The sequence below is a fragment of the Ferrovibrio sp. GW821-FHT12E11 genome (genome assembly GCF_058806975.1).
In genome coordinates this window covers 1,793,518-1,807,433 of the sequence record NZ_JBXAQG010000001.1, presented here as the reverse complement: position 1 = coordinate 1,807,433, position 13,916 = coordinate 1,793,518, and the positions used below count along the sequence as shown (strand labels likewise).

At 65.8% G+C, this 13,916-nt stretch carries 16 protein-coding genes; 12 read left to right on the top strand and 4 right to left on the bottom strand.

Annotation, left to right across the window (positions count from 1 at the left end):
* The first annotated feature begins 14 nt into the window (after positions 1-14).
* Positions 15-854 (top strand): N-acetylmuramoyl-L-alanine amidase family protein, encoded by an 840-nt coding sequence (locus AC1ROT_RS08945; protein ID WP_492998504.1) that lies wholly within the window; start codon positions 15-17, stop codon positions 852-854.
* 71 nt (positions 855-925) lie between these two features.
* Positions 926-1,687 carry a sulfite exporter TauE/SafE family protein gene (locus AC1ROT_RS08940; RefSeq protein WP_492972563.1) on the top strand — a complete coding sequence of 254 codons (762 nt, stop codon included), beginning with the start codon at positions 926-928 and terminating at the stop codon, positions 1,685-1,687.
* Here the strand turns inward: AC1ROT_RS08940 and AC1ROT_RS08935 are convergent.
* A complete protein-coding gene (locus tag AC1ROT_RS08935; RefSeq protein WP_492998502.1) occupies positions 1,667-2,578 on the bottom strand; it encodes a LysR family transcriptional regulator in 912 nt (303 codons plus the stop codon). The genes AC1ROT_RS08940 and AC1ROT_RS08935 overlap by 21 nt on opposite strands.
* A gap of 103 nt (positions 2,579-2,681) precedes the next feature.
* Here AC1ROT_RS08935 and AC1ROT_RS08930 point away from each other — a divergent pair, with 103 nt between their 5' ends.
* The gene (locus AC1ROT_RS08930; protein WP_492998500.1) at positions 2,682-3,848 is read left to right on the top strand and encodes a mandelate racemase/muconate lactonizing enzyme family protein; all 1,167 of its coding nucleotides are present in this window, start codon (positions 2,682-2,684) and stop codon (positions 3,846-3,848) included.
* 65 nt (positions 3,849-3,913) lie between these two features.
* Positions 3,914-4,156 carry a DUF2798 domain-containing protein gene (locus tag AC1ROT_RS08925; RefSeq protein WP_492998498.1) on the top strand — a complete coding sequence of 81 codons (243 nt, stop codon included), beginning with the start codon at positions 3,914-3,916 and terminating at the stop codon, positions 4,154-4,156.
* Here the strand turns inward: AC1ROT_RS08925 and AC1ROT_RS08920 are convergent.
* Positions 4,153-5,457, bottom strand: coding sequence for an RsmB/NOP family class I SAM-dependent RNA methyltransferase (locus tag AC1ROT_RS08920; RefSeq protein WP_492998496.1), 1,305 nt, complete (start codon positions 5,455-5,457; stop codon positions 4,153-4,155). The genes AC1ROT_RS08925 and AC1ROT_RS08920 overlap by 4 nt on opposite strands.
* A 154-nt stretch (positions 5,458-5,611) precedes the next feature.
* Here AC1ROT_RS08920 and rpe point away from each other — a divergent pair, with 154 nt between their 5' ends.
* From rpe to AC1ROT_RS08900, 4 genes are read left to right on the top strand one after another with little or no spacing between them, the layout of a single operon-like run.
* A complete protein-coding gene (rpe, locus tag AC1ROT_RS08915; protein WP_492998495.1) occupies positions 5,612-6,286 on the top strand; it encodes a ribulose-phosphate 3-epimerase in 675 nt (224 codons plus the stop codon).
* A 6-nt stretch (positions 6,287-6,292) separates the two neighbouring features.
* Complete coding sequence (locus AC1ROT_RS08910; protein WP_492998493.1) at positions 6,293-7,969, top strand: heparinase II/III family protein; 1,677 nt, start codon at positions 6,293-6,295, stop codon at positions 7,967-7,969.
* Entirely contained in the window at positions 7,945-8,511 is a 567-nt protein-coding gene (locus AC1ROT_RS08905) for a HutD/Ves family protein (RefSeq protein WP_492972570.1), read from the top strand. Before AC1ROT_RS08910 ends, AC1ROT_RS08905 begins: the two co-directional genes overlap by 25 nt.
* Positions 8,498-9,019, top strand: a complete 522-nt coding sequence (locus tag AC1ROT_RS08900; protein ID WP_492972571.1) for a HutD/Ves family protein — start codon at positions 8,498-8,500, stop codon at positions 9,017-9,019. The genes AC1ROT_RS08905 and AC1ROT_RS08900 overlap by 14 nt, the downstream gene beginning before the upstream one ends.
* Positions 9,020-9,049: 30 nt before the next feature.
* Here the strand turns inward: AC1ROT_RS08900 and AC1ROT_RS08895 are convergent, their stop codons facing one another.
* Positions 9,050-10,045 (bottom strand): adenosine kinase, encoded by a 996-nt coding sequence (locus AC1ROT_RS08895; RefSeq protein ID WP_492998491.1) that lies wholly within the window; start codon positions 10,043-10,045, stop codon positions 9,050-9,052.
* Positions 10,046-10,110: 65 nt separating this feature from the next.
* Between AC1ROT_RS08895 and AC1ROT_RS08890 the strand changes: the two genes are divergently transcribed.
* The 4 genes from AC1ROT_RS08890 to AC1ROT_RS08875 are packed head-to-tail and all read left to right on the top strand — an operon-like array spanning position 10,111 to position 13,507.
* A complete protein-coding gene (locus tag AC1ROT_RS08890; protein ID WP_492972573.1) occupies positions 10,111-11,559 on the top strand; it encodes an amidase in 1,449 nt (482 codons plus the stop codon).
* A complete protein-coding gene (locus AC1ROT_RS08885; RefSeq protein ID WP_492972574.1) occupies positions 11,556-12,260 on the top strand; it encodes an EI24 domain-containing protein in 705 nt (234 codons plus the stop codon). The genes AC1ROT_RS08890 and AC1ROT_RS08885 overlap by 4 nt, the downstream gene beginning before the upstream one ends.
* 43 nt (positions 12,261-12,303) lie before the next feature.
* Positions 12,304-13,020 carry a bactofilin family protein gene (locus AC1ROT_RS08880; RefSeq protein WP_492972575.1) on the top strand — a complete coding sequence of 239 codons (717 nt, stop codon included), beginning with the start codon at positions 12,304-12,306 and terminating at the stop codon, positions 13,018-13,020.
* Between the two features lie 37 nt (positions 13,021-13,057).
* A complete protein-coding gene (locus AC1ROT_RS08875) occupies positions 13,058-13,507 on the top strand; it encodes a hypothetical protein (protein ID WP_492972576.1) in 450 nt (149 codons plus the stop codon).
* Here the strand turns inward: AC1ROT_RS08875 and AC1ROT_RS08870 are convergent.
* A complete protein-coding gene (locus AC1ROT_RS08870; protein ID WP_492998490.1) occupies positions 13,504-13,896 on the bottom strand; it encodes a hypothetical protein in 393 nt (130 codons plus the stop codon). The genes AC1ROT_RS08875 and AC1ROT_RS08870 overlap by 4 nt on opposite strands.
* Positions 13,897-13,916: the final 20 nt, after the last annotated feature.

Genomic DNA, 13,916 nt, shown 5'->3' with positions numbered 1-13,916 from the left:
GGTCGGAAACCGGCATGTATTCACGGCGCCTCGTCATCTCTTCGCTTCTCGGCCTGCTCGGCAGCAGTGCGCTGCCGGGTCTGGGCCTGGCGGCTGACCGTGCCGCGCCGCTGCCCGGCCGCAAGCCGGCCGGCAGTGGCGCACCGCCGAAGCCGGTGCCGCCGCGCCCGCCGGCCGTCATCGTGCTCGATCCCGGCCATGGCGGTCGCGATCCCGGCGCCATCGGCGTCACCGGCACGGAGGAAAAGGATGTCACGCTCTCGATCTGCCTCAGCATCCGGCAGGCCCTGGCCGGCAATCCGAACCTGAAGGTTTTCATTACCCGCGAACGCGACAGCTATATTCCGCTGCCCAGCCGCGTCGCCTTCGCGCATGAGAAAAGCGCCGACCTGTTCCTGTCGATCCATGCCGATGCGGCGCCCAATCGCGGTGCCCGCGGCCTGTCGGCCTATACCCGCGCCGAAAAGGCCACGGACGATTTCGCCCGCCGGCTGGCCGACCGCGAGAACCAGGTGGACGCGATCTACGGCTTCGATGCCGGTGCCACCGACAAGCAGACGGCGGCCATCCTGATCGATCTGGCGCGTCGCCATGGCCACAATGCCTCGCTCAGCGCCAAGCGCCGCATCGTCACCGGCGTCGGCCGCCGCGTCGAACTGCTGGAGAATCCGATGCGCGCGGCGAATTTTGCCGTGCTGCGCTCGCCGGCGCTTCCCTCGGTGCTGATCGAGACCGGCTTCCTGTCCAATCCGCAGGACGAGAAAATCCTGCGCAATCCCAAAAGCCGCGCCGAACTGGCGCGCTACCTCGCCGACCAGATCGCCCCCGTCGCACTGGATCTGCGCGAGGCGTAAGCCGCGCCGCATTGCCCCCTGACAATTCAGCGGATGCGCATCGCCATTCCGGCTGCTAAAGCAGTCTGACGATGCTCCCGGAGATTCTTCCCCTCGTCCTTGCGCTTTGTGGCGTGTTCCTGATCGCCTTCATGCGCGGCGCCTTCGGCGGCGGTTTTGCCATCGTCGGCATCCCGCTGCTTTCGCTCGGCCTTGATCCGATCATGGCTGGCGCACTGCTGGCGCCGCTGTTCATCGTCATCGACCTGTTTGCGCTGCGCTACTGGAAGCCCAATACCTGGTCGAAACCCGATGCAAAACTGCTGCTGCCGATGCTGCTGCTCGGCATTGCGGCGGGCACCGTGCTGATGCGCGTGCTGGATCGCCACCTGATCGAAATCGCCATGGCGCTGATTACGCTGCTGTTCGCCGGCCTGTGGTTCAGGGGCGGCGGCGAGGTGCGGGTGCAGCCACGGCAGCCGGCGAAAGGCATGCTGGCGGGCTTCTGTTCCGGCATCACCACGATGGTGGCGCATGCAGGCGGACCGCCGCTCGCCCTGTATCTGCTGCCGCTGGGTCTGCCCAAGATGGTTCTGGCCGGCACCACCAGCCTGTTCTTCACGGTGGCCAACATGACCAAGGCCGGACCCTGGCTGTGGCTGGCGCGACCGGGCCCGGAGATCTGGATTCTGATGGCCTGCTGCCTGCCGGTGATTCCGCTCGCCGTCTGGGCCGGCTGGCGCCTGCATGAACGGCTGGACCAGCGCCAGCTCTATCGCATCTGCTACGGCCTGCTGATCGTCACCGCCTGCAAGCTGCTGTGGGACGGTGTGTCAGGTCTTGTCCAGTTCTGACGGCAGGATGGTTGCCCAGAAATCCTCGGCGATGCGGGTGCCGCGCTCGCGCGGACGGTAAAGCCGGATCTCGACCGGGATGGTCCAGGCCTCGCCACCGGCCGGCACCAGGCGGCGGCTGGCCAGATCTTCCTCGATCAGGCTTTGCGGCAGCCAGGCGATGCCGCGGCCATCACGGGCCATGGCGCGCAGCACGGTGCCCTGTGGCGCGATGAAACTGACGCGCAGCGGCAGACTGGTTTCGCGGCGGCCCAGCATCGCGGTGACGATGCGGCCCAGGCCGGAATCCTCGGCATAGGCCAGATAGGGCAGGGCCTGCGACGCGGCATCCAGAGCATGGCGCGGCTTGCCGCTGTCATCCGCTGCGCAAACCGGTAACAGCCGGTCCTGTGCCAGACGGCGGTACAGGAAACGGTCTGGCGGCAGGCGGTTGGCCACCGCATCGTGGCCGTGGCACAGCAGGAACTGACTCTGTCCCTGCAGAAGGGCTTCCTCGCCGGCCAGCATGCTGCCCGACATCAGGCGGATGGCGCCGAGCTTGGCGGCGATATCCAGGCCGCGCAGCCAGTCCGGGAAGAAGGTCAGCGATAATGCCTGGGTGGCGGCAAAGGTCAGCGTTGCGGTTTCCGCCTGCTCGGCCTGCCGCGCTTCCTCGCGGCCCTGCGCCAGGCGTCGCAACGTGTCGCGCACGGTGGGCATGAACTGCTCGCCGGCTGCCGTGAGCCTCACCGGCTGGGCCGAGCGGTCGAACAATCCGACACCAACCCAGTCCTCCAGCGCGCGGATGCGGCGGCTGAAGGCCGGCTGGGTCATATGCCTGGCCTCGGCGGCGCGGCTGAAATTGCCCGCTTCCGCCAGACTCAGGAAATCTTCCAGCCAGTTCAGTTCCATAAGGCTCATGCCCCGGGTGAATAACAGTATCTGAATCTGGCATTGGCGGTGGTCTGCTGTCCATGTCTAGATGCGGGCCTTCTCACAGGAGCCCGCCTTTCCCATGCGTATTGTCGATGTCCGCGAAAAAACCGTCTCGATCGCCTCGCCGATTGCCAATGCCTATATCGATTTTTCCAAGATGACCTGCTCGGTGGTCGCCGTGATCACCGACCAGCTGCGCGATGGAAAGCCTGTCGTCGGCTTCGGCTTCAACTCCAACGGCCGCTATGGCCAGGGCGCGCTGATGCGGGAACGCTTTTTGCCGCGCCTGACGGACGCCAAGCCGGACACGCTGATCGACACGGCCAACAACAATCTGGATCCGTTTGCGATCTGGAAGACGCTGATGAGCAACGAGAAGCCCGGAGGCCATGGCGAGCGGTCGGTCGCCGTCGGCACGCTGGATATGGCGGTGTGGGATGCCGTCGCCAAGATCGCCGGCGTGCCGCTCTGGCGCCTGCTGGCCGACCGCTATCGCGGCGGCGTCGCCGACGAGAAGGTCTGGGTCTATGCCGCTGGCGGCTACTACTATCCCGGTAAGGATCTGGGCGCGCTGCAGGACGAGATGAAAAGCTATCGCGACCGCGGCTACCGTGTCGTGAAAATGAAGATCGGCGGCGAGCCGCTGGCCGAGGATTTAAAGAGAATCGAGGCCGTACTGAAGATCGTCGGCGACGGGCAGAATCTCTGCGTCGACGTGAATGGCCGCTTCGACATCAAGACCGCCATAGAATACGGCAACGCCATCCGGCCCTATAATCTCTACTGGTATGAAGAGGTCGGCGATCCGCTGGATTACGCGCTGCAGGCCGAGCTGGGCCGGCATTACGACAAACCGATGGCCACCGGCGAGAACCTGTTCTCGCATCAGGATGCGCGCAACCTGATCCGCTTCGGCGGCATGAACAAGGATCGCGATTTCCTGCAATTCGACTGCGCACTCAGCTATGGCCTGGTGGAATACCTGCGCACCCTGGATGTGCTGAAAGAACATGGCTGGTCCAGCCGCCGCGTGGTGCCCCATGGCGGCCACCAGATGTCGTTGAACATTGCTGCCGGGCTGCATCTGGGCGGCAACGAAAGCTATCCCGATGTGTTCAAGCCGTTTGGTGGTTTTGCCGATGGCATCGCGGTGAACGACAGCTATGTGTCTTTGCCGCAGATTCCCGGTGTCGGCTTCGAGGCCAAGGCAGAACTCTACAAGGTGATGAAGGCGCTGCTCGATTGATCCGGCTCTGGCTGTAGGGCAGGCGATGCGCTAAACATCGCCTGCCCCCTCGAACCGGACATCCGATGCAAAAGAAACTGCCCGCCCGCTACAATCTGGTCGCCATGCCGCTGGCGCTGTCTTTCCTGATGACCTTCATTGTCTCGGGAATTTCGACCTTCAATGGCGTGGGCTTCACGCCCGGCGTGGTCGAGAAATGGATGCAGGCCTGGGGCCTGTCCTGGATCGTGGCGTTTCCCACCATGCTGTTCGTCTTTCCGCTGGTGCGGCGTCTGGTCGGTTTGATCGTCGAGTCGCCGCGGTCCTAGACGTTCTTCTGCAGCGCGACGGCGAAGAAGCCGTCCATGCCGCCGCGGCCCGACCACATCGAGGGCAGGGTGCGCAGCGCGCCGTCATGGGCCACGGCTTCCGACGGCAGGCGCAGTTTCGCCGCATCGGCCCGCACCAGCGTCGCGCCCTGCAGGGCCTGCAGATAACCGATCTGGTATTCGCCTTCTTCAGGCTGCAGCGAGCAGACGCAATAGACCATGCGCCCGCCGGGTTTCAGTAGGCTCCAGGCCTTGGCGATCAGCCGGCGCTGCAACTCGGCCAGCTTCATCACATCGGTCTCGTCTTTCAGATAAGGCAGATCGGGATGGCGGCGGATCGTGCCGGTGGCCGAGCAGGGCGCATCCAGCAGCACGGCATCGTATTGCCGCGTGGTGTTCCATTCGGCGATTTCGGCAGCGACCACATCGGCCTGCAGGCCAAGCCGCGCCATGTTCTGTTCCAGCCGTCGCAGCCGCTGCGCCGAACGGTCGACAGCGGTGACGGCAGCGCCCATCGCCGCCAGCTGCGCGGTTTTGCCGCCCGGCGCGGCGCAGAGATCGGCCACCGACTTGCCGGCCACATCGCCCAGCATCTTTGCCGGCAGGGTCGCGGCGACATCCTGTACCCACCAGGCGCCTTCGCTGAAGCCAGGCAGGCTTTCGACGCCGCCGGCAGCAGTGCGGCGCAGGCTGCCGCTCGGCAGCAGCTCGGCTTCGAGTTTTTCAGCCCAGCCCGCAGCGTCGTCTTTTACCGAGATATCCAGCGGCGCTTCGTTCAGATGCGCGGCGGCAATGGCGCGCGCGGTGTCTTCGCCGTAAGCGTTGATCCAGCTCTGCCACAGCCAGTCCGGCGTGTTGGCCTTGGCCGCATCCAGCTGCGCCACAATGGCGGGCCCTTCCGTGGCGACCTTGCGCAACACGGCGTTAATCAGGCCGCGCGGCTTTTTCTGCTCGGGATGCATCAGGTTGACGGCCTCGCCGACAGCGGCATGGGCCGGCGCATCGAGAAACAGCAGTTCAGCGGCGCCGAGCCGCATGGCTTCGCGCGGCAGCCCCTTGGGCCACAATGTGAGGAATTTGCGCAGGGTGCCGTCGATCTGGCCGCGGCGGCGCAAGGCTGTGGCGACCAGCCGGCGCACGAAGGCGCGGTCGCGGTCGGAGAGGTCGCGGAAGCCGTTCTTGCCGTCCAGCAGCGCATCATCCAGGGCCCGACCATGACCCAGCACACCGTCCAGCAGGCTGGCGGCAACGCGGCGGGCTGAGGGCGGGGCGGGGGGTGTCTGGTCTGGGGCTTCGGACATGGGCGTGTTCTAGCCTCCGGGGGATGCATAGTCGAGCGACTCGCCCGAAAGGGTGGAATCGGGCAGGCGAATCGGAGCGTTATCGCCGACCCGTGCCCCGGCTGTTCCCGGTGCCTTGCTTGGCGGGAGCGGTCAAATTTGCTACGCCTGTGCCATGCCGCAGCAAGCCACCCGAATCGCCCCCTCGATCCTCTCGGCTGATTTTGCCCAACTGGGCGCCGAGGTTGTCGCCATCGACAAGGCCGGTGCCGATTACATCCATATCGATGTGATGGACGGCCATTTCGTGCCCAATCTCACCATCGGGCCGAGCGTGGTCGGCGCGTTGCGTAAACACACGAGTAAGACCTTCGACGTGCATCTGATGATCTCGCCCATCGATGCCTTCATCCCGCAATTCGCCGAGGCCGGCGCCGACATCATCACGGTGCATCCGGAAGCCGGTCCCCATGTGCATCGCACGCTGCAGCTCATCCGCTCTCTGGGCAAGAAGGCCGGCCTGTCGCTTAACCCGGGCACCCCGGTTGAAGCCGCGCTTGCCGTGCTGGACATGGTCGACCTTGTGCTGGTGATGAGCGTCAATCCCGGTTTCGGCGGGCAGAAGTTCATCCATACCCAGCTCGACAAGATTCGTGTCTTGCGCGCCGCCATCGACAAGAGCGGCCGCGCTATCGACCTGGAAGTCGACGGTGGCATCAATGCCGAGACGGCAAAGCTTGCCGTCGATGCCGGTGCCGATGTGCTGGTGGCCGGCACCGCCACCTTCCAGGGCGGGCCGTCGGCCTATGCCGGCAACATCGCGCGGGTGCGCGCGTCCCGATCCAAGTGATCTGACGTGACTGCGGCACCGCTGCAGGATTCACTGGCGAGCAGAATGCGGCGGCGGCTGGCCGGCATCTGGTACGGCACGCGACTCTATGCCCTGGCCCTGCCGCGCAAGGCGCCACTGGAACTGCCGCTGCTGCCGGACGATCCGTTCCCGGGCGCGGTCTCGAATGCGGATCGTCTGTTCCAGGGCCGCTTCGTCTTTGCCGGCGCCGAGGTGGTATCGCCCCATGCCGCGCCCTGGGGCATGACGGCTGCCGAGACCAAACTCGATCCCGCCAGTCACGCGGCCTGGGCCGCCGGCCTGCATGGTTTTGCCTGGCTGCGCGATTTTTCTGCCCAGGGTGGCGACATGGCGCGGCGCATGGCACGCAGCCTGGTGGCCGACTGGATGGCGAAACATGCCGACCGCATCCATGGCATGGCCTGGCGGCCTGATATCGCCGGCGGCCGTCTGGCCCATTGGATTCTCGCCGCGCATTTTCTGCTTGATGGCTGCGACGAGCGCTTCGCCCATGATTTCCTGCTGTTGATCGCGCGGCACCGCGCCCATCTCGGCCGTGCCGCATTGCATGCACCGGCCGGCCTGCCGCGTCTGCGCGCCCTGCTCGGTCTGGTCTATGGCATCGAAGCGATGGGCGATGGTGCCGACGGACGCGATGGTGCCGCTGCCATGCGCGACCTGGTCGCCTGCCTCGACAGTCAGGTTCATGCCGATGGCGGTCATGTCTCGCGCAATCCCTCGATACTTTACCGCCTGCTGCGCGACCTGATCGCGCTCTGGATGTTTCTCAAGGCGGTCGATCCCGAACGCGGCGCGATGCTGCAGGTCTATCTCGACCGCATGGCACCGATGCTGCGGTTTTTCCGCCATGGCGATGGCGGGCTGGCGCTGTTTCATGGCGGCGAGGAAGAGCAGCCGTCACAGATAGACCTGGCTCTCGATCTGTCGGAGTCCGGCGGCAAGCCGCTCAACTCGGCCAGCCACAGCGGCTTTGAACGCGCGGCTGCCAAACGCGCGCTGTTGCTGCTCGATGCTGCAGGGGCACCGGCGGCACATCTTGGCACGCCGCATCGTGGCCTGCTGTCGGCTGAATTCAGTCATGCCAAGGATCGCCTGATCGTCAACTGTGGTGCCGCCCGCCGCCCGGGTGGCGGCTGGAGCGAGGCCCTGCGCGGCGTCGCTGCGCACAGCACGGTCAGTCTTGGGACTGGCGAACCGGCGCAGGATGCCCGCGTCAGCGTCACGCGCAACGAACAGGACGGTGCGATCTGGTTCGAGGCCGAGCATGATGGCTGGCAGGCCAGTCATAACCGGCTGCATCGCCGCCGTCTGTATGTGGCGGCGGGCGGCGAGGACCTGCGCGGTGAGGATATCGTCACCGAGGCGCCCGTTTCAGCGAATGCGGGCATGCCGGTACAGGCGACGCTGAGGTTGCATCTGCACCCGTCCGTGCACGCGTCTTTGATCGGCAGCGGCGACACGGTGATCCTGAAGGGCAACAGCGGGCAGGGCTGGCGTTGGCGCGGTGCCGGTGGCGTGGTACGATTGGAAGACAGCGTGTATTTCGGTAGTCGCGACACCAGTACGGGCGGCGAACCGCGCCGCACCCAGCAGATTGTTATGACCGGTTCGGCCGGTGCGGAGTCACTGGTATTCAAATGGGCCCTTACAAAAATCAATTAGGCAAGTTCGGTCCGGTGCATGTGGAGCCTGGCAAGGCTCTGCCCGGGGCGAATCCGGCCGATGACAGCCAGCTGCTCAATCTGGCCAGCCTGCCAACGCATATCTGGAAGAATGGCGGCGGCGTCACCACCGATATCGCCATGGGGCCACCCGGCGCGACGCTGGACAATTTTCGCTGGCGCGTCAGCCGCGCGGTGATCGAGCGCGACGGGCCGTTTTCGGTTTTCCCGGGCATCACCCGCTGGATCGCGCTGATGGACGGCGCCGGCTGTCATCTCGATTTCTCCGACGGCACCTCGCTCGACCTGGTGAAGCATCGCGTCTTCTGGTTCTCCGGTGATCTCGTCACGCAATGCCGGCTCAAGGGCGGGCGACCCTGCACGGTGATCAACGTGATGGCGCAGGCCGACGTGACCATGCGGGTGAATGTGCAGCGCAGTCGCCAGCCGCTGCCGTCGCAGGGCCATGCTGCGGTCTCCAGTTCCGGTGCCGCCGTGCGCCTCGATGCCTCTTATGTGCTGACGGCCGATGCGGATCGCTGAACCCCGCCCGCACGACAAGCCGGCCGGCACGCTGATCGATCTCGCCGCGCTGCCGGCGCAGCCATGGAAGAATGGCGGTGGCACCACCACCCAGATCGCCATCGATCCGCCCGAGGCCAGTCTTGACACCTTCGCCTGGCGCATCAGCAGCGCGCGTATCGAGGTCGACGGACCTTTCTCGGTCTTCGCCGGCGTCACGCGCTGGATTATGCTGCTACAGGGCAACGGCTTCGTGCTGGAGTTTCCCGGCGGCCGTTCGCTCACCGTGGCCAAGCCCTTCGTGCTGCATCGTTTCGATGGCGGTCTGCGCACGCGCTGCCGTCTGATCGATGGCCCCTGCACCGATCTGAATGTCATGGCGCGCCGCGACCTCAGCCTCAATGTCACCGTGACGACGGCGACCGCGGATGCTCCGCCCGAGGGCCATGCCCTGCGCCAGGCCGCAGGCGCGCAGATACGGCTCTCGGTCGGTCGCCTGCTGCGGGTCCTGGTCGCCGGCGAAGCCTGAGCCGCCCGGAATTCGGATCGCTGCCGGGCTTTAGCTCTTCAGGGCTTTCTCAGCCAGATCCTTGATCGAACCCTGCGGGCGCGGGCCGATCTGGGCAATCACGGCGGCGGCGCAGAGCGAGCCGAGCGTGCCGGCCTGATGCAGGTTGAAGCCATGGGTCAGGCCATAGAGGAAGCCCGAGGCGTAGAGGTCGCCGGCGCCGGTGGTGTCCACCACCTTCACGCCCTTCACCGCGTCGATGATATGCACGGCTTCGCCGGCCACGATCACCGAACCCTTTTCCGAACGCGTCAGCGCCGCGACATCGACATGCTGACGCACATGCTGCAGCGCGGAGTCGAAATCCTGCACCTGGTACAGCGCGGTGATCTCGGCCTCGTTGGCGAACAGGATGTCGATGTGGTTCTCGACGAGGTTGAGGAATTCGGCGCGATGGCGGTCGACGCAGAAGCTGTCCGACAGCGTCATCGCCACCTTGGCGCCGTTCTCATGGGCCAGCCGCATGGCCTTGCGCATGGCGTCCTTGGCGGTCGGCTGATCCCACAGATAGCCTTCCAGATAGACGATTTCAGCCTTGGCGACGGCGGCCGGATCCACATCGTCTGGCGTCAGGCCGACGCAGGCGCCCAGATAGGTGTTCATGGTGCGCTGCGCATCGGGCGTAATCAGGATCATGCAGCGCGCGGTCGAGGGGCCGTCGGTGGCCGGGGCATTATCGAACACGACACCCAGGTTGCGGATTTCGCGGATGAACACGGCACCCAGCGTGTCGTTGCGCACGCGGCCGATATACTGGACGGAGCCGCCCAGCGCGGCGACGCCGGCGGCAGTATTGGCGGCAGAACCGCCCGAGGTCTCGGTGGCGTGGCGCATCTCGGCATAGATCGCCTCGGCCCGGCCGCCATCGATCAGCGTCATGCTGGCCTTGGTCATGCCATGGGTGTCGATGAAATTGTCGTCCACCTTGGCCAGCACATCGACGATGGCATTGCCGATGGCGAGAACGTTGTTGCGAGCAGTGGTCATGGACGGCTTTCCGGGTCAGGATGAACGCCGCTACTCTGTAACCAATCGGCAGAAGGAAGGCAAATATGGACGCGTTGATCCGGATGACGGCCCGGCAGGCTGTGGCGGCCCTCAAATCCCGCGAGGTCACCCCGGCGGAACTGATCGATGCCGCCGCAGCCCGGATTGCCGCCGTCGAGCCCCAGGTCAATGCCCTGCCCACACTATGCCTGGACCGGGCCCGGGCGCTGGCCGCCAGGCTGGTGCCGCCCGATCCGGCCCCGCCGGGCTATCTTTACGGCCTGCCGATGGCCACCAAGGATCTCGTCGATGTGGCGGGCGTGCGCTCCACCCAGGGCAGCCGCGTCTTCGCCGATTACGTGCCGGCCAAATCCGGCTGGTCGGTCGAACGGCTGGAAGGCAACGGGGCGCTGATTATCGCCAAGTCGAACACGCCGGAATTCGGCGCCGGCTCGCAGACCTTCAACGATGTCTTCGGCACCACCACCAATCCGTGGAATACCGCCACCACCCCGGCCGGGTCCTCGGGCGGTGCGGCGGCGGCCCTGGCGGCGGGCGAAGTCTGGCTCGCTGATGGCTCCGATCTCGGCGGTTCCTTGCGCATTCCCGCCAGCTTCACCTCCGTGGTCGGCCTGCGTCCGTCGCCCGGCCGCGTTGCCTTCGGTCCGCGCGCGCTGCCCTTCGATCCGCTGTCGGTCTATGGCCCGATGGCGCGCAACGTGGCCGATTGCGCCCTGATGCTGGATGCGATGAGCGGCTTCGAGCCGCGCGATCCCTTAAGCATTCCGGCGCCAGAGCGCAGCTTCGTTGCGTCTGTCGATCACGCCATGGTCACTGGTCGTCTGCCGAGTCGATTTGCTAGTGGCTGCCGTATCGGCTGGTCGGCGGATCTCGGTCTCTCGCCGGTCGATGCGGAAGTGCTGCAGCTCTGCGAAGCCGCCGTGAAGCGGATCGAAAAGCTGGGCGCCGCGGTCAGCGACGAGATTCCCGATTTCAGTGGGGCGGAAGAGTGTTTCCAGGTTCTGCGCGCCGCCAACTTCGCCGTCACCGTATGGCCGAAGATCAAGGACAAGACCGATCTGGTGAAACCGGAAGTGATCTGGAATGCCGAGAAGGGGCTCAAGCTCACCGGCGAGGAAAAAGCGCAGGCCCTGCGCACACAGGGGCTCATCTACAATCGCGTCGCCAGTTTCTTCGAGAAGCACGATTTCCTGGTGCTGCCCACCTGCGTGGCGCCGCCCTTCGATCATCGCAAGCGCTATCTGGAAGAAGTCGCCGGCCGCAAATTCGACACCTACATTTCCTGGCTGGTGCTCACCTTTGCCATCACCATCACCGGCACGCCGGCGATCTCGATTCCCTGCGGCTTTACCCGCAAGGGACTACCGGTCGGACTCCAGATCGTGGCGCGGCCGCGCGCCGAGGCCGAATTGCTGGCCTTCAGTGCGGTGCTCGAGGCCGATCTGGGGCTGAGCCAGAACGTGCCCCTCGATCCGATTGCAGGCACGGCATGATCGCCGCGTCCTTCTCGCGCGCGCTGGCGCAGCTGCCCGATCCGGCTTTCCGCAGCGTGCTGGTGAAGTCGCTGCTGATCAGCATGGTGGTGTTCGGCCTGCTGGCGGTCGGCCTGTGGTCGGCTTTGCTGCTGCTGCCGGAAACGCAGCAGACCTGGATCGACTGGGTGGTCGGCTTCCTCTCGGGTGTCGGCTTCTTCCTTGGCATGATGCTGCTGTTTCCGGCGGTAATGACCGCAGCCATCGCCCTGTTCATCGACGATATCGCCGATGCGGTGGAGGCACGCTATTACCCTGGCCAGCCGCGCGGCCGGCCGGTGGCCTTCTGGCCGGCACTGGGCAACGCGCTGCGGTTTCTCGCCACCGTGCTGCTGATCAACCTGGCGCTGCTGCCGCTCTATGCCGTGCTGCTGTTCTTCCCGCCGCTGTCCTGGCTGCTGTCGGTCACCGTGAACGGCTGGCTGGTCGGCCGCGAGTATTTCGAGGCCGTGGCCTTCCGCTACCAGCCGCGCGCCGAGGCGGATCTGCTGCGCCGCCGGCGCCGTGGCGATGTCTGGCTCTGCGGCGTGCTCATTGTCCTTCTGTTAACCATTCCGCTGGTAAATTTTCTTGTCCCGATTGTAGCGACCGCTTTCATGGTACATGTCTACAAGCGATTGCACATGACAGGCCCGCATCAATCGGGCGGGACAGGCCTTTAACGCCGGCAGTACAGGGCTGCCAGACGGATATGAGGAGTGCCGCATGTTTGGTCGCAAGAAGCCGAGTACCGAGAGCGCCGCGCCGTTGCCGCTCGCCCCGGAGCCGAAGCAGCCTGAACTGGCGATCGGCCCCGTCGCTGCCGCGCCGGCTCCGCTGAAGGCGCTCGATGACGACCTGCCGCCGATGCCCAGCCATCTGCGCGCGGTCGGCAAGCCCGTCCTGCCCACTGCCCCCGTATCCGCCCCCGTATCCTCAGGAGCTCCCGTCATGGCCGAAGTGACCCCCCCGACCCCGACCTTCCGTCCCGAAATCGCCAAGCGTCCGAATGCCGACCTCGCGCCCAAGGCCGTGGTGCAGGCCAGCGCCGGTTCGGTCTCCTCGCCGTCTTCGGGCACCAATACCGAACCGAAAGTGCTGCTGATCGGTCGCGAAATCAGCCTGACCGGCCAGATCACCGCCTGCGACAAGGTGGTGGTGGAAGGCCGCGTCGAGGCCCAGCTGACCGACAGCCGTTTTGTCGAGATCACCGAAAGCGGCCAGTTCAAGGGCTCGGCCGAGGTGGATGAAGCGGAAATCCGCGGCCGCTTCGAGGGTCGCCTCAGTGTGCGTGGCCGCCTGCTCATCCGTGGCAGCGGCAAGGTTTCGGGCGAGATCGCCTATGGCCAGGTCGAGATCGAATGCGGCGGCGAGATTTCCGGCACGGTGCAGACTGTGGCGGCGGGCGCCCGTCCGGCCACGTCATCGGCGGCCGCCGAATAACTTTTTTTCTCAGGCCTATCTGTTTAAGCTGCGCGGCGTGAAAACGCCGCGCTTCTTTTTTGTCCTGCCGTTCCTGCTCGGGCTTGCCGCCTGTGGCGGACGGCCCGCGGCTACGCCCGCCACCGGTGTGATGCCGGGCGAGGTACTCGATCTTTCCCTGGTGCACCAGCAGCCGAACGAGCCGCCGCGCCGCGCCGTCTCCGCCGATGTGGTGCGCAAGTCCGAGGCCGAGGCGCGGGCGCTGTTCGGCGTGCCGACGGCGCTGCGTCGGGAACCGCCGGGTGAGGTCTGGCAGTATCAGGCGGAATTGCCGCGCTGCACGCTGCTGCTGTTTCTCTATCCCGATGATGCCGCCGCGCGCCTGCGCGTCAGCCATGCCCAGGTCCTGAGCCGCGTGCGCGGCCAGACAGTGGACGACAGCGACTGTCTCGCAGCCCTGCTCAAGACGCCGCAGCCGGCCGGGCCGGCGGCACGGCCGCTCTCCTAGTCCAGATCCAGGAACTCCGCGCGGAAGTCGGCATAGGTCAGCACGCGCAGGCCTTCCACATCCGGGATCGCGCGTGCCGTCTGCGTCAGCTGGTCCGTCAGGGCCTGGTCGTCGGTCACGAACAGGTCGCAGTGGGTTTTCGCCGCCGCCGCGATCATGGCGTCGCGCGCGGCATCCCAGCGGCTATTGAGTGACACCGTCTCGCAGCCCAGTTCGTGATACAGCTCCAGCAGCCGCAGGCGCCGCGGGATATCGGCGATCTGATGCAGCTCGTCTTCCTGCACGCGCGTGGTCACCAGGTTCAGCGGCATGCCGATGATCCGTGCGGCATCGTCATGCGCCAGGATCTGATCGTAGGCATTGGTGTCGAACATCAGACAGAGCGTCATGGCCTGGGCCGCCACTGTGC